General features: G+C 69.8%; 14 protein-coding genes. 4 read left to right on the top strand and 10 right to left on the bottom strand.

Going from position 1 to position 16,232, the window contains the following annotated elements; genetic code table 11:
* Window positions 1-62 precede the first annotated feature (62 nt).
* Genes GZH52_RS00480 through bioH form a run of 3 tightly spaced genes read right to left on the bottom strand, consistent with a single transcriptional unit; the run spans window position 63 to window position 2,746 of the window.
* Entirely contained in the window at window positions 63-1,031 is a 969-nt protein-coding gene (locus GZH52_RS00480) for a patatin-like phospholipase family protein (protein ID WP_163314593.1), read from the bottom strand.
* Window positions 1,032-1,082: 51 nt separating this feature from the next.
* Complete coding sequence (gene bioC, locus GZH52_RS00475; protein WP_163314592.1) at window positions 1,083-1,985, bottom strand: malonyl-ACP O-methyltransferase BioC; 903 nt, start codon at window positions 1,983-1,985, stop codon at window positions 1,083-1,085.
* Window positions 1,982-2,746, bottom strand: a complete 765-nt coding sequence (gene bioH / locus GZH52_RS00470) for a pimeloyl-ACP methyl ester esterase BioH (protein WP_163314591.1) — start codon at window positions 2,744-2,746, stop codon at window positions 1,982-1,984. The genes bioC and bioH overlap by 4 nt, the downstream gene beginning before the upstream one ends.
* 272 nt (window positions 2,747-3,018) lie before the next feature.
* Here bioH and GZH52_RS00465 point away from each other — a divergent pair, with 272 nt between their 5' ends.
* Window positions 3,019-4,545 (top strand): CHASE4 domain-containing protein, encoded by a 1,527-nt coding sequence (locus GZH52_RS00465; RefSeq protein ID WP_163314590.1) that lies wholly within the window; start codon window positions 3,019-3,021, stop codon window positions 4,543-4,545.
* Window positions 4,546-4,609: 64 nt separating this feature from the next.
* On the opposite strand, the gene GZH52_RS00460 is transcribed toward GZH52_RS00465, so the two are convergent.
* From GZH52_RS00460 to bioB, 3 genes are all read right to left on the bottom strand, one after another.
* Window positions 4,610-7,303 carry an EAL domain-containing protein gene (locus GZH52_RS00460; protein WP_163314589.1) on the bottom strand — a complete coding sequence of 898 codons (2,694 nt, stop codon included), beginning with the start codon at window positions 7,301-7,303 and terminating at the stop codon, window positions 4,610-4,612.
* A gap of 58 nt (window positions 7,304-7,361) precedes the next feature.
* Window positions 7,362-8,534, bottom strand: a complete 1,173-nt coding sequence (bioF, locus tag GZH52_RS00455; RefSeq protein WP_163314588.1) for an 8-amino-7-oxononanoate synthase — start codon at window positions 8,532-8,534, stop codon at window positions 7,362-7,364.
* Window positions 8,535-8,630: 96 nt separating this feature from the next.
* A complete protein-coding gene (gene bioB / locus GZH52_RS00450; RefSeq protein WP_163314587.1) occupies window positions 8,631-9,614 on the bottom strand; it encodes a biotin synthase BioB in 984 nt (327 codons plus the stop codon).
* Between the two features lie 71 nt (window positions 9,615-9,685).
* Here bioB and GZH52_RS00445 point away from each other — a divergent pair, with 71 nt between their 5' ends.
* The 3 genes from GZH52_RS00445 to GZH52_RS00435 are packed head-to-tail and all read left to right on the top strand — an operon-like array spanning window position 9,686 to window position 11,776.
* Window positions 9,686-10,381 carry a ComFC family protein gene (locus GZH52_RS00445; RefSeq protein WP_432417422.1) on the top strand — a complete coding sequence of 232 codons (696 nt, stop codon included), beginning with the start codon at window positions 9,686-9,688 and terminating at the stop codon, window positions 10,379-10,381.
* A 39-nt stretch (window positions 10,382-10,420) separates the two neighbouring features.
* Complete coding sequence (locus GZH52_RS00440) at window positions 10,421-10,885, top strand: tRNA (cytidine(34)-2'-O)-methyltransferase (protein ID WP_163314585.1); 465 nt, start codon at window positions 10,421-10,423, stop codon at window positions 10,883-10,885.
* A 36-nt stretch (window positions 10,886-10,921) separates the two neighbouring features.
* Entirely contained in the window at window positions 10,922-11,776 is an 855-nt protein-coding gene (locus GZH52_RS00435) for a septal ring lytic transglycosylase RlpA family protein (protein WP_163314584.1), read from the top strand.
* Between the two features lie 65 nt (window positions 11,777-11,841).
* On the opposite strand, the gene GZH52_RS00430 is transcribed toward GZH52_RS00435, so the two are convergent.
* The 4 genes from GZH52_RS00430 to GZH52_RS00415 form a co-directional block, all read right to left on the bottom strand.
* Window positions 11,842-12,552, bottom strand: a complete 711-nt coding sequence (locus GZH52_RS00430) for a pseudouridine synthase (protein WP_163314583.1) — start codon at window positions 12,550-12,552, stop codon at window positions 11,842-11,844.
* A 27-nt stretch (window positions 12,553-12,579) separates the two neighbouring features.
* Entirely contained in the window at window positions 12,580-13,695 is a 1,116-nt protein-coding gene (locus tag GZH52_RS00425; protein WP_163314582.1) for a GGDEF domain-containing protein, read from the bottom strand.
* Window positions 13,696-13,791: 96 nt separating this feature from the next.
* A complete protein-coding gene (locus GZH52_RS00420; RefSeq protein WP_163314581.1) occupies window positions 13,792-15,168 on the bottom strand; it encodes a DEAD/DEAH box helicase in 1,377 nt (458 codons plus the stop codon).
* Window positions 15,169-15,310: 142 nt separating this feature from the next.
* On the bottom strand, window positions 15,311-16,108 hold the full coding sequence (locus GZH52_RS00415) for a mechanosensitive ion channel family protein (protein WP_163314580.1): 798 nt from the start codon (window positions 16,106-16,108) through the stop codon (window positions 15,311-15,313).
* Window positions 16,109-16,232: the final 124 nt, after the last annotated feature.

Here is a 16,232-nt window from a genome sequence, read left to right as displayed (position 1 = left end):
CCGTGTCGGCAATCCATCCGCCTCTGCGTCGCGGCGCAGCGCGATCACCCCGAATTATGCCATTACTTTTGTAGCGCCTGCTCCTTTAGTTTTATGGCATGCCTGATTGCCGGCAGTCCCATCCGCGCGACCTTCTCGCCCTCGAGGATCGCGCGGTGGCGGCCGTCGAAGCCGGTCGCGCCGATCGCACCGACCTGCGGGCGCAGGGTGACGTCGGCGTCCTTCAGCTCGGCCCTGAGCGCGCTCTGGCTCATGATGTTCAGGCTCTGGTCGAGCAGGGACAAGAAGCCCGAGCTGCCGCCGGACGGCCGCGCCGAGATGTCGACCGCGATCACGATGTCGGCGCCCATCTCGCGCGCCGCGCTGACCGGTACCGGGCTGACCAGCCCGCCGTCCACGTAGCGCTTGCCGTGCATCTGCACCGGCAGGAACACGTTGGGGATGCTGGCCGACGCGCGCACCGCACTGCCGGTGTTGCCGGTGCGGAACACCACGCGGCGGCCGGTGTCGAGCTCGGTGGCGACTGCGCCGAAGGGCTTGGCAAGCTTCTCCAGCGGCCGACCCTTCACCTGGCGGTTCACGTATTCGGCGAGCTTCTCGCCCTTGATCACGCCGGACGTAGACAGCGTGTAGTCGGTCAGCGCGCTCTCGTCGAGCTTCATCGCACGCAACTGCAACTGGTACGGGGTCAGCCCCGACGCGTACAGCGCGCCGACCACCGCACCCGCGCTGGTGCCGGTGACGATGTCGGGCTTGATGCCGTTCGCCTCGAGCACCTTGATCACGCCGATATGCGCGAAGCCCTTGGCGGCGCCGCCGCCCAGCGCGAGAGCGACCTTGGGTTTGCGCGCCTTGTGCGCGGGGGCGGCGTGCGCCGGGGCAGACGGCTTGTCCGGCGCCTGCGCCTGCGACGGCTGCGCGGTACTGGCCGCCGGCGGGGTCGGGGTGGACGGGAGCTGTTCGGGACGGGTGCTCGCGCAACCGGCGAGCGTGGCGGCCAGCAAGGCGCCGGCCAGGGTATGCAACTTCATGGTTCCTCTACCTGCAAAATCGGCCGCGCCCGGCAGCCGGGCGCGGTAGGGTCAGGACGCCGCGCGGGCGGGCCTGACAAATTCGATCACCTGGCGGCCGTCGGCGAGGCGGCCGGCCGGCGGCGCGCCGCGCCAGGCGTGGCCGTAGACGACCTCGTAGGTCGCCGGCAGCACGCCGTCCTTGCGCTGCGCGTCGTAGGCGGCCTCGACCCGCCGCCAGAAATGCTTGCCGGTCAGCCCGGCGCTGCGCCCGGCGGTCGAGTTGTGCGCGCCGATCGCCTTGAGGTCGCGCAGCACGTCGCGCATCTGCGCGTAGGTGAGCACGATCTTTTCCATGTCCATCACCGGCTGCGCGAAACCGGCGCGCGACAGCGCGTCGCCCAGGTCGTGCATGTCGAGGAAGCGGTTGACGTGGGTGGCGGCGTCCTGCCCGGCAAACGCCGCGCGCAGTTCAAACAGCGTGTCCGGCCCCAGCGTCGAGAACATCAACAGTCCGTCCGGCTTCAGCACGCGGCGGAACTCGGCGAACACCTTGTCCGGCTCGTTCAGCCACTGGATCGCCAGGTTGGACCACACCATGTCGACGCTGGCGTCGGCCAGCGGCAGGGCCTCGACGTCGGCGCACACCTGCCACGGCCGCGCGCGCGAGAACAGCCGCCCGAGCATGCCGCGCGCAGCCGCCTGCTTGCCGCGCGACGCGGCAAGCATCGCGTGCGCGATGTCCAGCTCGATCACGCGCGCGTCCGGGTAGCGCGCGCGCAAGGCGGCTGCGCCATAACCGGTGCCGGAGCCGGCGTCGAGCACGGTCAAGGGGATCTGGCGGATCACGCCGAGGCGCTCGTCCATGCGGTCGGAGACCTCGCGCTGCAGCACGGCGGCGCCGTCGTAGCTGGCCGCGGCCTTCTCGAAGGACGCGCGTACCCGCGCCTTGTCGGTGTAAAACGCTTCGCTCATGCGTGGTGGTCCAGGTGTTGCCGCAGGCACTCTTCGAAGGCCGCGGCGTGGGAGACGAAAGGAAGGTGGGACGCCTGCGCGAACATTTCCAGTGTCGCGTGCGGCAGCTGGTGCGCCAGCCAGCGGCTGGCGCCGGGCGGCGTGATGCGGTCACGCTCGCCCCCCAACACCAGCGTCGGCGCGACGATGTCGCGGGCGAGCGGGCGCGCGTCGTCGGTGAGCAGGCAATCGAGCGCCGGCAGCAGCCCCTGCGGTCGGCCGTGCGCGAACAGCGATGCCGACAGCGCGCGCGCAAGCTCGCGCCCGTGCGGCGCGCCCAGTGTCTGCAAGGCGAGGAAGTTCTCCAGCGTGCGTTCGAACTGCCCGCCAAGCGCGTCGGCCACCGCGTGCAAGGCGGCGGCGTCCTGCGCGTGCGGCCAGTCGGGCCCGTTGACGAAGCGCGGGCTGGTCGACACCAGTGTCAGGCTCCGCACCCGGGCTGGGTGACGTGCCGCCCAGTGCTGGGCGATGAGGCCGCCGAGCGACCAGCCGAGCACATGCACCGGCAGCGGGAACTGCGCGGCGAGCAGGTCGGCAACCGCCGCCGCGTCGAACACGTCGACCGCGCCGGAGGCGCCGTGGCCGGGCAGGTCGACCGCGTGCACGCAGTAGTGATCGGCCAGACAGTCGGCCAGCGCGTCGAACACGCCGCCGTGCAAGCCCCAGCCGTGCAAGAGCACGAGGTCGGGGCCGCGGCCCCGCGTTTCGGCGTAACACTCCATCACTGGCACTGGCACTGGCACTGGCATCGCAGCTGGCAATCGCAAAGCGGGCATTCTCGCAAGAGTCTGCCGGAAAGGAAAGGCGGGCCGGCCGTTGGCGGCGCGCGACAGTCGGCGGCCGCAGCGGGCAGATCCTGCATGGCCACCCTAGACATGAAACCCCATCGTCATTATAAACTCAGGCTGGGGCATCCCTGCGGCATTGCCGCGCACACATAAAATCCGCACACCGGCCACCCAAAGAAAGGCCGGGGCACGAGGAGGAGATTACCTTGTCTTGGCTATCCACCCTGATGCCGGCCAGACTGGCACACCGCATCGCGCTGACGCTGGGGCTGCTGTCGCTGACGCTCGCCGCGGCGATCTGGCTGTACGGCCAGTACGCGCTGCGCCCGGCCATCGCGCAGAGCGAACAGCAGGCCGCCCGCGCGCAGGCCGAACACACCCGCGACCTGTTTGTCGAAGCCGCCGCCGCGCTTGAGCGCCAGGCCGACAGCCTGGCCAACTGGGACGACGCCTACCTGTACGCGACCGGCGCCGACCCGCAGCGGCTGAACGCCTTCCTCGACTCGCGCACGCACAACGCGCTCGGGCTCGACTTCCTCGCCGTCTTCGACCCGCGCGGCGACCTGATGACCACCGCCGAGTGGGGCGGCAAGGGCGTGTTCCGCGACGAGCTGATGCTCACCCGCGAGCTCGACCCGGCCACTTCGTTCGGCCGCATCTTCACGCAGGCGGTACGCCAGGGCAAGAAGGTCAGCGGCGGCGTCGTCCGCCTTGCGCGCGGCCCCTACTACGTGTCGATCGCGCAGATCCGCCCGGCCAGCCGCCAAGGTGGCCCGGCCGGCTACCTGGTGACCGGGGTGGCGGCCGACAAGCTGCTGCTGCAGACCAAGGGCGCGTACAGCGCGACGCTCGCGCGCGTGGTACCGATCACCGCCCGCGACCTGCCCGACCAGGTGCTGCACTGGGTCGGCAAGCGCGAACCGGCCAGCGACGAGCTGCTGATCTTCCGCGACGACGCCACCACCCAGACCTGGAACGCGATCCCCAGCCTGGACGGCAAGCCCGCGCTGCTGTTGGGCAGCAGCCAGCCGCGCGACATGTCGCGCCTCGCATCGGAAAAACTCGCGCAGATCGCGCTGATCGCCGTCGGCGGCACCCTGCTGCTCGGCCTCGTCGCCTGGGGGGTCGTCCACGCGCTGATCAGCCGCCGCCTGGGCGCGCTGCTGCAGTCGGTACACGGCCTGACCCGTCCCGGCCAGACCGCGCTGCTCGCGACCCACGGCAACGACGAGGTCGCCTTCCTGACCCGCGCGGTCAACCAGCTCGCGCACAGCAAGAACACCTCGATCGAGGCGCTGCGCCAGGTCGAACACCAGCTCGACCTGGTCTTCGCGCAATCGCCGTCGGCGATGTTGCTGGTCCGCGACGGACAACTCTCCGACGCCAACGTCGCGGCGACCGCGCTTTTGAAGGCACAACACTCGGCGACCCTGGTCGGCAAGCACCTGTCCGACATCGTCGAAAGTTCGGATGCGACCGCACGCCGCCTGCTGCTGCTGACCCAGTCCCGGCAGCTGGACGGTGAAATCCCGCCGCTGCTGTGCCGCGTGCATGCACTGGACGGCAGCCTGATCTCCTGCGACATCAAGGCGCTGCGCCTGCCGCTGCCGGGCAAGCCGACGCTCTACCTGTTCATCAGCCCGCTCGCCGGCGAACAGGCCGCCGCAGGCGGTGCCGAGCAAGGCGGCCGCCTGATCTCGATCAGCGACCGCCTCGCCCCGCGCCACGCCTGAACGGCAGGCGCCCAAACGGAATGGCCCGCGCTCAGCGGGCCGTTTTCTTTGCCGGGGCAGCCGTTCAGCCGGCCAGGACGCTCGCCTGCGCCCCCCAGTACACCTCGCCTGCCGGGCGCGGCGGCGAAAAGTAGTAGCCCTGCAGGCGCGGGCAGCCGAGCGCGCGCAGCGCGTCGACCTGCTCTGCGGTCTCCACCCCCTCGGCGACCACTTCCAGCTGCAGGGCCTGCGCCAGCGCGAGGATCGCGCGCACGATCGCGGTCGACTCGGCGTTCACGCCGACCTCGCGCACGAAGGCCTGGTCAATCTTCAGCAGGTCGAAACGGTAACGGTGCAGGTAGGACAGCGCAGAGTAGCCGGTGCCGAAGTCGTCGAGCGCGAGGCGCACGCCGACGTCGTGCAAGGCCTGCATCACCCGCTGCGCCTGTTCGGGCACGTCGATCAGCGCACTCTCGGTCACCTCGAGGTAGATGAGGTGCGGCGGCAGGCTGCAGCGTTGCAGCACGCCGGCAATCCAGACGGCGAGGTCGTCGTCGCGCAGGTTCTCCGACGACAGGTTGATGTGCAGCGCGCACAGCGCGTCCGCCCGCCCCTCGGCGCGCCAGCGCGCCAGTTGCTCGCACGCGCGCACGATCATGTAGCGGTCGAGGCGGCGGATCAACCCGGACTCCTGCGCCATCGGCAGGAACAGCGCCGGCGGGATCAGGCCGCGCTCGGGGTGGCGCCAGCGTACCAGCGTCTCGAAACCGGTCACCGCGCCGCTTGCGCTGTCGACGAAGGGCTGGAAGTACGGCACCAGCTCGTGTTCGCCCTCCAGCGCGTGGCGCAGCTCGGCCTCCAGCGCCAGCTGGTCGGCCTTGCCCTGGCGCAGCGCATGGTTGTAGACGGTGTAGCCGTCGCGGCCCTGCTGCTTGCTGTGGTACATCGCGAGGTCGGCGTCGCGCAGCATGTCCTGGCAGCCGGCGTGGTACTGGCCGTCGGACAGCACGACGCCGAGGCTCAGCGTGGTGAACAGCTCGCGCCCGTCGACGACCACCGGCGAGCGGAACGCGTCGACGATGCGGCGGGCGACCCGGCCGCAGCTCTTGTAGTTGACCGGCCCGGGCAGCAGCAGCGCGAACTCGTCGCCGCCCAGGCGGGCCAGGAAATCGTCCGGACGCAGGCAGCCGCGGATACGCTCGCCGACTTCGACCAGCAGGGCGTCGCCGGCGGCGTGACCCAGCGTGTCGTTGACCAGCTTGAAGCGGTCCATGTCGATCAGCATCAGCGCGAACGGGCAGCTCTCGTCGAGCGCATACTGCTGCCACAACTGCAGGATGCGCTGGCCGAAGTACGCGCGGTTGGGCAGCGCGGTCAGCGTGTCGTGCAGGCTCTCGTACTTGAGGCGCGCGTTGGCCTCGTCCAGCGCACGCGTGCGCTGCTGCACGCGCACCTCGAGCTGGCTGTTGACCTGGTACAGGGCCTGCGTCGCCTGCAGGCGGGCGACCGCCCCGCCCACATGGCCGGCGACGAACTCGACCGTTTCCTGCTCGCGCAGGCCAAAGCGCCGGCTCTCGGCGTGCGAGCCGATCGCGATCACGCCGAGCAGCCGCAGCTGGTCAAACAGGGGCACCCCCAGCCAGCTGCGCAGCGTCGCCCCGTCTTCCCCTGACAGTGCCGGACGGCCGCTCAGCAGCGGGCGGCCACTGTGCAGCACCTGCTCGAGCAGCGCGCGCTCGGCGGCAGCGGGCTGTTGCGCGGCACCCTCGCTGCAGTAGGGAAAGGCCAGCGTCCCGTCGTCGCCCGTGTAGAGCGCGACGGTCAGCGTATCGAATTCGACCAGCCTGCCCAGGGTACGGCGCACGCCGGCGAGCACCGCCGGCAACGGCAGCAGGCTGTTGGCGAGCGTATTGACCTCGCCCAGCGCTTGCACCAGTTGCTCGTTGCGCCGCCGTTCGGCCAGCTCGGCATTCAGCCGCGCAGCGTAGCCGTCGAGTTCGACGCGCACCCTGCGCAATTGGCCCAGCAATTGCAGGCGCCGCCCCAGCTGCCCAAGCTGGCTGCACAGGTGGCGGGCAAGCTGGCTGAGCCTGCGCCGCTCTACGCGGGCGTCGCCCGGATGGAGCGCGTCGACGCGTGCGCTGGCGATGGCGAGCAGCCGGCCACCCTCGTCCAGCAGGGGTACGGCGACCCACAGCAAGGGCAATTGTCCGGCAGGCACGCCCTGGCACAAGGCGGACAGGCGCCGCCGGCCGAGCACCCACAGGCGCTGGCGGCGGCCGGCCGCTGCCAGCAGGGCCGGCTCGGCGTGCACGAACGCATCCGCACCGGCCGGCCAGGCGTTGACGGGAAAACGCAGGCAACCGCCCTCGTCGTCGGTCAGGCCCAGCGTCAGCGCGCCGTCGGGCAGCAGGGGGGACAACACCGCGTACAGGCGGGAGAGGAAAGCCTCGAGCGAAGGGACCTCGTCGGCCAGTTGGCCGACCGTGACCATGATGTCGCGCAGCTGTCCGGCGAAGCGCTGCTCTTCGCGCAGCCACTCGGCCTCGACACGCGCGGCGAGCAGGCCGGAGAGCGCTGCCGACAGCGCGTCGCCGTCGTGCACCACCCGCAACAGCCGGATGGCGCCCGCGTAGGCGTCGCAGGACACCGCTTCGGCCGAGGCCGGCAAGGCCGGCACCGCCCCGCAGCAGCCCAGCGCGCGCCAACCGTCGGCGGTGGCCTGCCACACGGACAGCCCGCCGCCTTGCCTGGCCGCCTGCGCCAGGGCTTCGTCCACCGTCGCCTGCAGACAGGCGTCCCACCCTTGTACCGCAACTGTCATCGTCCGCCTCGGGCTATGCGCCTCTCTCATTCGGGTCCGCGCACGAGGCAAGCTGCCCCAGCGCCGCCAGCAGCCGCGCCACGTCCCCGACCTCATGCGCGGCGGACAAGGAAATGCGCAGCCTCGCCTGCCCGGCCGGAACCGTCGGCGGGCGGATCGGCGGCACCCAGATGCCCTGCTCGCGCAACGCCTGCGAAACGGCCAGCGTTTCGGCGTCGCCTCCAATGATAACGGGATGAATCGCCAGCCGCACCTGCGGCAGACGCCATGCAAGCCTTGCCGCCTGCACGGCACGCGCGTGCGCAAACACGCGCTCGCGCCGCCACGGCTCGTCGGCCATCACGGCCAGCGCGGCCACCGTCGCCGCAGCCAGCGCGGGCGGCAACGCGGTCGTGTAGATATAGCTGCGGCCGCGGTTGAGCAGCCATTCGATGAGCGTCTCGCTGCCGGCGACAAAGGCGCCGGCGACACCGGCCGCCTTGCCCAGCGTGCCCATATAAATGATGCGCTCGTCGGCGAGCGCGTATTCGGCGAGCGCGCCGCGCCCGCCACCGGTCAGGCCGAAGCCGTGCGCGTCGTCGACATACAGCCAGGCATCGTGGCGCCTGGCCAGGGCCAGCAGTGCGGGGAGCGGTGCCTCGTCGCCGTCCATGCTGTAAACGGCGTCGACGACGATCATCTTGCTGCGCGCGCGCGACGCACAGAGCTGCGCCTCGAGGCGGACGAGGTCGTTATGGGGAAAACGGGTGAAGCGGGCGCGGGAGAGCAGGCAGCCGTCGTTGAGCGAAGCGTGCACCAGCCGGTCGGCGAACACCTCGTCGTCGCGGCCAAGCAAGCTGGTGATCACCGCGAGGTTGGCCGCGTAGCCCGAACCGAACAGCAGCGCGCGCTCACAGCCCACCCACGCGGCGAGGCGCTGTTCGGCCTCCTCGTGCAGGGTGCTGTGCCCGCACACCAGGTGCGACGCGCCGGCGCCGACCCCGAAACGGTGGATCGCCGCCTGGGCAGCGTCGGCTAGCCGCGGATGGGCGGCGAGGCCCAGGTAGTCGTTGCTGGCGAAGGCCAGCAGGGGCTGCCCGTCAACGACGACACGAGCGCCCTGCGCGGATTCAAGGCAGGGACGCCGCCGACGCCGGTGTTCCGCTGTCAGCGCGCAGAGCGCCGGCGCCAGTTCGTCTGCCCGCATGCATGTCACCTGAAATTGCCGATAAATAATTATTAGGCAATTTATAAGTAAAAAGCATTCCCATTGCAAGCACTGCCGCGCCGCCGTCGGTACCGCTCAAAGCGCCTGCAAGTCGAGCTTCTCCATCAGCGCCCGGTCTGCGGCCACGTCGGGGTTGCCGGTGGTCAGCAGCTTGTCGCCGTAGAACACCGAGTTGGCGCCGGCGAGGAAGCACAGCGCCTGCATCGCCTCCGGCATCGCGCGGCGGCCAGCGGACAGGCGGATGTAGCTTTTCGGCATGGTCAGCCTGGCCACCGCGATCGCCCGCACGAACTCGGTCCAGTCGATCTCCTCGGCGTCGGCGAGCGGCGTGCCGTCGACCTTGACCAGGTTGTTGATCGGCACCGACTCCGGCTGCGGGTCGAGGTTCGCCAACTGGCAGATCAGCGCGGCGCGGTCGGGCCGCGTCTCGTCGAGGCCGACGATGCCGCCGCAACAGACGTTGAGGCCGGCCGCCCTCACCTTGCCCAGCGTGTCGAGGCGGTCCTCGTAGGCGCGGGTGCTGATGATGTCGCCGTACTTGTCCGGCGCGGTATCGAGGTTGTGGTTGTAGTAGTCGAGCCCGGCCGCTTTCAGGCGCTCGGCCTGCCCGTCGGCGAGCAGACCGAAGGTCGCGCAGGTCTCCAGCCCCAGGGCCTTGACGTCGGCGATCATGGCGAGCGTGCGCTCGAGGTCGGCGTCCTTCGGCCCGCGCCACGCGGCGCCCATGCAGAAGCGGCTGGCGCCGGCGGCCTTCGCCTCGCGCGCCCGGGCGACCACCTCGTCGCAGGACAGCATCGGCTCGTCGGCCACCGGCGTGTCATGGTGGACCGACTGCGGGCAGTAGCCGCAATCCTCGGAGCAACCGCCGGTCTTGATCGACAGCAAGGTGGAGAGCTGCACCTTGTTCGGGTCGAAGAACTGGCGGTGCACCTCGGCGGCACGGAACACCAGTTCCATGAACGGCAAGGCGAACAGCGCCTCGACGTCGGAGGCCTGCCACAGCCCGGTTTCGGGGTGCGGGGTCGGCGGGCGGGTGAAGTGTAGCTTCGTGGTCGTCATCGGCTTGGCTGAGAAACTATGGTAACAGGATGGAGAATCATCGATCCCGGCTCGCCGCCCTGTCAAACCAGGTGAGGCACTTGCTTGACAACTGTGCATTATTTGCACAGCCGTGTCTGCTGTGCGCCGGCGACGGTGGCCCGGACGGCATCTGCGCCGCGTGCCGCGCCGACCTCGCCACGCTGCCGGCCGCACACTGCCCCATCTGCGCCGACGCGGGCCCCACCGGCCTGCCCTGCCCGCACTGCCGGCGCCGCCGCCCCGCCTTCGACACGCTCAACGCGCCGTTCGTCTACGCGTGGCCGCTCAGCGCGCTGATCCACGCGTTCAAGTACGGGCATCGCCTCGACATGGCGCACGCGCTCCGTGCGCTGTTCGCCCGCCACGCGCCGGAAGGCCCCGCGCGGCCCGACCTGGTGGTGCCGGTGCCGCTGTTTGCGGCCCGCCTCGCCGAACGCGGCTTCAACCAGAGCCTGGAGCTCGCCCGCGCGTTCGCTGTTAGAATGGCGGCCCCGCTCGACGACACGCTGTGCGTGCGGGTTCGCAACACCCCGCCGCAGGCCCGCCTCGAACGCGCCGCAAGGACCCGCAACGTCGCCGATGTTTTTGTCGTAGAGCGAGCGGTGACGGGGCTTTCGGTTGCCATCGTCGACGACGTCGCCACCAGCGGCGCGACCCTCGACGCGCTCGCCGCAGCGCTCAAGAAACAGGGTGCACGCAGGGTCGACGCGTGGGTGCTGGCGAGGGTTTTTTACTCGAAAACTTGACCAAAGCATTGATTCCTTGGAACAATCCGAACCGCAACTATGTTGACAGTTGTACTTTTCCAGCCGGAAATACCGCCAAATACTGGCAACGTGATCCGTTTATGTGCCAATACCGGCTGTGAACTGCATCTGGTCAAACCGCTTGGCTTCCCCCTCGAGGACGCAAAACTCAGGCGCGCAGGGCTCGACTACCACGAGTACGCGCGCATGATCGTTCACGAGGATTGGGCAGCGTGCCAGGCGGCCTTGGCAGGTCGGCGTATCTTCGCCGCGACCACCAAGGGTGCCACGAGGCACGACCGGGTGAGCTTCCAGACAGACGATGTGCTGCTGTTCGGCCCCGAGTCGCGCGGGCTGCCGGAAGACCTGCTTGCAGGTTTTCCCGCCGAGCGACGGGTGCGATTGCCGATGCGGCCCGAATCCCGCAGCATGAATCTGTCCAACGCCGTCGCCGTCCTGGTTTTCGAGGCCTGGCGTCAGCTCGACTTCGTCGGGGGAAGCTGAGGTTCGCAGTCTGGCACTCCGCATAAAGGAGCTCCGATGCAACCTGTACTTCGACGGTTATGGCTAGCGGCTACCAGCCTGCTATTCATGGTCTTCTCCCTTCAACCCCTCCTGGCCCACGCACAAACCCAGTCCAGGAACGCCGCCAAGGGCGGCTACTTCCAGAACGACGGCCCGGCCCGTGTCACGCCGGCCAACCTCGACCTGGTCCCGCATGCGGTTCCGCAAGACGAACCGCTGATCCGCTCGGCCAACCGCCCGTACAAGGCGCTGGGCATGCGCTTCAGCCCCGACACCAGCTACGCGTCCTTCCAGGCGCGCGGCAAGGCGTCGTGGTACGGCAAGCAGTTCCACGGTCGCAAGACCAGTTCGGGCGAACGCTACGACATGTTCGCGATGACCGGCGCGCACCCGACGCTGCCGATCCCGTCCTACGCCAAGGTCACCAACCTGAAGAACGGCAAGATGGTGATCGTGCGCATCAACGACCGCGGGCCTTTCCACAAGGGCCGCATCATGGACCTGTCGTATGCCGCGGCGCACCAGCTGGGCTTCGTGAAGTCCGGCAGCGCCGACGTGCTGGTCGAGCGGGTGTTCCCGGTCGACGGCGGCGAGCAGATCGCGACCCGCCCGGAGAAGCTGCTCGTCAAGTCGGAAAAGCCGATCTACCTGCAACTGGGCTCGTACTCGTCGCTGTCCGGCGCGCAGGCGCGCGTGCGCAAGCTCAGCCGCAAGCTGCCCGACCACCACGACGACAAGCTCGACATCGTCAACCAGCTGGGCGCGTACCGCGTGCGCATGGGCCCGTTCCGCGACGCGACCGCCGCGCAAAACGCCGCGCGCGAGGCGGCCGAGCACCTGCCGTCGACGCCCAGCATCGTGATGAGCTGAGCCCTGCCGCCAGCCGTCAAAAAGCCGACCCGCGGGTCGGCTTTTTTGCGTCTGCAAGGAACGCGTCAGCAAAGGACGCCGAGTGCGGCGAGCTCTTCGCCCGTGAGGTGGCGCCACTGCCCCTCGGGCAGGTCGTCCAGTCGCAGCGCGCCCAGCGACACCCGGTGCAGGGCGGTCACCCGGTTGCCGGCGGCGGCGACCATGCGCTTGACCTGATGGTACTTGCCCTGGCTGATGGTCAGCCTGAGCGTGTGCGCGTCGTCCGCCACCGCTTCGTCGGCCACCACCCGCTCGTCGTCGTCCTTCAGGTAGACGCCCGCGCGCAAGGCATTCAGCTGCGCGTCGGTGAGCGGGTGCTTGACGGTGGCCAGGTAGCACTTGGGCACATGCCGTTTGGGGGAGGTCAGCGCGTGGACGAACTGGCCGTCCGAGGAGAACAGCAAGAGGCCGGTGGTGTCGACGTCGAGACGGCCGACCGCGCTGACGCCTCGGTTGACGAACTGCCACGGCAGCAGGCCGTACACGGTCGGGTTGTGCATCGGCTTGTGCGAGGTCTCGTAGCCGGCGGGCTTGTTGAGCAGCAGGTAGAGCGGGCCGGTCAGCGGCGTCCACGGCTCGCCGTCGACGACCAGGCCGGATAGCGCGGCAGGGTCGACGTCGAGGCGCCAGTCGTCACAAGCTGAGCCGGAGAGCTCGACCAGCCCGTACTCGACCAGCTGGCGGCATTCCTTGCGGCTGCCGAAGCCCTGTTGGTGCAAGAAGCGGTAGAGTTCCATGGCGCCGATGTTAGCACGCCGCCGGGCTTACGCCGGCAGCGCGGCGATGCACACGCGGTCGCGGCCGTCGGCCTTCGCGCGGTACAGCGCGGCGTCGGCGGCGTTCAGCAGCGCCTGGGCGTTCGTGCCGTGCAGCGGAAAGGCGGCGACGCCGACCGAGACGGTGAAGCGCAGCGGCCGCCCGTCTTCGGCCGCAAGCGCCTGTGCGGCAAGCTGGCGGCGCAGCCGCCCCGCGCGAAGCTCGGCGCTGGGCGCATCCGCGTCGTGCAGCACGACGACGAACTCCTCGCCGCCGTAACGGCAGACCACGTCCGAGTCGCGGAACATGGACGCCAGTTCGGCGCCGATCGCCTTGAGCACCCGGTCGCCGCTGGCGTGGCCGTAACCGTCGTTGATCTTCTTGAAGTGGTCGGCGTCGATCAGCAGTACGCTGAGCGCGCCGCCTTCGCGCTTGGCCAGCGCCAGCGCCCCGGGCAGGAAACCGTCGAGGTAGCGCCGGTTGAACACGCCGGTCAGCCCGTCGCGCACCGCCTGCTCGGAGAGCTGCACGCGCAGCCGCTCGACCTCGGCCAGTTCGCGGCGCAACGCCGTCTGCCCGGCCAGTACCCGCTCCTCCAGCCGCTTGCGGTCGCCGATGTCGAACAGGCCGGTCAGCACCCGCGGACCATGCGCGTCGCGCAACAGGCTGGTCGACACCAGCGCCGGGAAGCAGCGCCCCCCGGCGCCCACCAGCTCGCGTTCGCCGTCCTTGCCGGGCGAGGTCAGGCTGCCGACGCGCGCGCGCGTCCCCCTATCGACGAGCAGCGCGTGCAGCGGCTGGCCGTCGACGTCGCCGAGCAGCTGGCGCGCACGGGCATTGGCGTAGCGGATGGTGCCGTCGTCCAGCTGGCTGACCAGCAGCGGCAAGGGCGCGGCGTCGACCACCGCGCGCGTCCAGTCCTGCCCGGCCTGCCGGCGCTCCCGCTGCACGCTGGCGTGGTGTAACGCGCGCGCGAACGCACAGGCAGCGGCGGCACTGCCGGCCAGCAGCAACAGCAAGACGGGGTAAGGCAGCCGCCAGGTAGCGACAAACGCGCCGGGCAAGGCCGGCAGGACCGGCAGCCAACACAACAGCAGCGTGCGCCATAGGCGGGAAGGAGGCATGGCAGGGCTCCGGCAGGACGCCGCGGGGCGGAACGCCCGCGCGGCGATGCTTTACCCATTCATACTAGAAGCGGGGTTAATTAATTCCAGACAGGATTAGCGGCGGCCGTCCCGGCGCGTGTTGCCGCTGCCGCCGCTCCCTGCGTTGCCGCCGTTGCCACCACGCCCCTGCCCGCCGCGCGGCGCGCCCTGCGGCTTGCTCTGGTGCGCGTGTGCGGCACGCGGCTGCTTGCCGGCGTTGCCACCCTTGGGCGCATGTGCGCTGCGCGGCTGGCCGCCCTGCGGCGGGCGCTGGCCGCGCTGCTTCATGATCGGCTCGGGCTTCACCGACAGGTCGGCCTCGAAGCCGGGGATCACGAAACGCTCGATGTCCTTCTTGATCAGCTTCTCGATGTCCTTGAGCAGCTTGAATTCGTCGACGCACACCAGCGACACCGCTTCGCCGGAGCTGCCGGCGCGGCCGGTGCGGCCGATGCGATGCACGTAGTCTTCCGGCACGTTGGGCAGCTCGAAGTTGACCACCTGCGGCAGCTGGTCGATGTCGAGGCCGCGCGCGGCGATGTCGGTGGCGACCAGCGCCTGCAATTCGCCCGACTTGAAGCCGGCCAGCGCGGCGGTGCGCGCGTTCTGGCTCTTGTTGCCGTGGATCGCCGCGGCGCGGATGCCGGCCTTGTCCAGCTTCTCGGCCAGCCGGTTGGCGCCGTGCTTGGTGCGGGTGAACACCAGCACCTGCTGCCAGTTGCCATCCTTGGCCAGACGGATCAGCAGGTCGGTCTTCTTGTCGCGGTCGACCAGGTGCACGCGCTGGCCGACCAGCTCGCTGGCGGTGTTGCGGCGCGCCACTTCGACCATCTGCGGCTTGTCGAGCAGGCCGTCGGCCAGCGCCTTGATCTCGTCGGAGAAGGTCGCCGAGTAGAGCAGGTTCTGCCGCTTGGCCGGCAGCAGCGCGAGCACCTTGCGGATGTCGCGGATGAAGCCCATGTCGAGCATGCGGTCGGCCTCGTCGAGCACCAGGATCTCGACGCCGGACAAATCGACCGTCTTCTGCTGCGCGTGGTCGAGCAGGCGGCCCGGCGTCGCCACCAGGATGTCGAGGCGCTGGCCGAGCTGGCGGATCTGCGGGTTGATGTTGACGCCGCCGAACATCACCATCGACTTGAGCGGCAGGTACTTGCCGTAGGTGTCGACCGACTCGCCGACCTGCGCGGCCAGCTCGCGGGTCGGTGTCAGCACCAGCGCGCGCGGGCGGCCCGGCCGCGCGCTTGCCGGCGGCGTGGTGGCCAAGCGCTGCAGCAGCGGCAGCGTGAAGCCGGCGGTCTTGCCGGTGCCGGTCTGCGCGGCGGCCATCAGGTCGCCGCCCTTCAACACCTGCGGGATCGCCTGCAGCTGGATGGGGGTCGGGGTGGAATAACCGGCGTCGGCGACGGCGCGGGTCAGGGGTTCGATCAGGCCGAGTTCGGCGAAGGTGGTCATGCGGTTTCCTTGCGGCGGCGAGCCGCGAGGCGGCATCCATCCCGCGCCGACGTCAAAGCGGTGAATCGGAGAGGCGCGCCGGCGGATGGCAGCCGGCGCGAGCGGGCGAGTATACGCGAAAGCGCAGGGCGCGGTGCCGCGGCTAGCGCTGGTGGACGGCCATCGCCTGGTCCGGCCGCGGAAAACCGGCCAGCGCCTCGACGATCGCGCGGTTGCAGTCGAAGTAGACCTGCCAGTAGTGGTCGTTGTGGCAGTACGGACGCACCGCGAGCACCGGCCCCATCGGCGTGAACTCGAGGATCTCGACGTCCGGCGCCGGGTCGGGCAGCACGTTGTGGATTTCCTTCAGGCGTTCGGTGAGCAGGCGGCGCGCGGCGGGAACGTCGGCGCTGGCGGCCAGTTGCGCCTTCAGTTCGACCCGGCGGTACGGGTTGGCGCTGAAGTTCTGGATGTTGTCGGAGAAGATCTTGTTGTTGCCAACCTGGGTCAGCACGTTGTCCGGCGTGTCGATCGCGGTGACGAACAGGCCGATATGGCGCACCGTGCCGGTGACGCCGCCCGCGCAGATGAAGTCGCCGACCTTGAACGGCCTGAGCACCACCAGGAAGGCGCCGGCGGCAAAGTTGGACAACAGGCCGCTCCACGCCATGCCGATGGCGACGCCGGCGGCGGCGATCGCCGCGGCGAAGGTCGTCGTCTCGACGCCGAAATAGCCAAGGATGGCGACCACCAGCACGACGGTCAGCGAACCTGACAGGAAGGAATTGACGTAGCGCACGATGGTCGGGTCGACCTTGCGCCGGCTGAGCTGGTCGTCGACCAGCCGGCAGGCGAGGCGGATCAGCCAGCGCCCGACGAACCACAGGATGACGGCGGCGAGCAGGTTCAGGCCGATCGCGACGGCGATCTCGGTCCAGTTGCTCCAGTTGATTTGCGGCATGGGCACGCTCCCTTTAAAAGTTGGCAGGCAGGCCGGCGGCCGCCGGCTAAGCCAGCATAGGACGGGCGCGGGCAAAGCGCGGGCGCGAGCCTGCGAGGTGGGCTCTGCTATAATCGCGCCCTTG

Origin of the sequence: Crenobacter caeni, from assembly GCF_010435965.1 — a bacterium.
GTDB lineage: Bacteria > Pseudomonadota > Gammaproteobacteria > Burkholderiales > Chromobacteriaceae > Craterilacuibacter > Craterilacuibacter caeni.
This window is presented reverse-complemented; position numbering and strand designations above follow the sequence as displayed.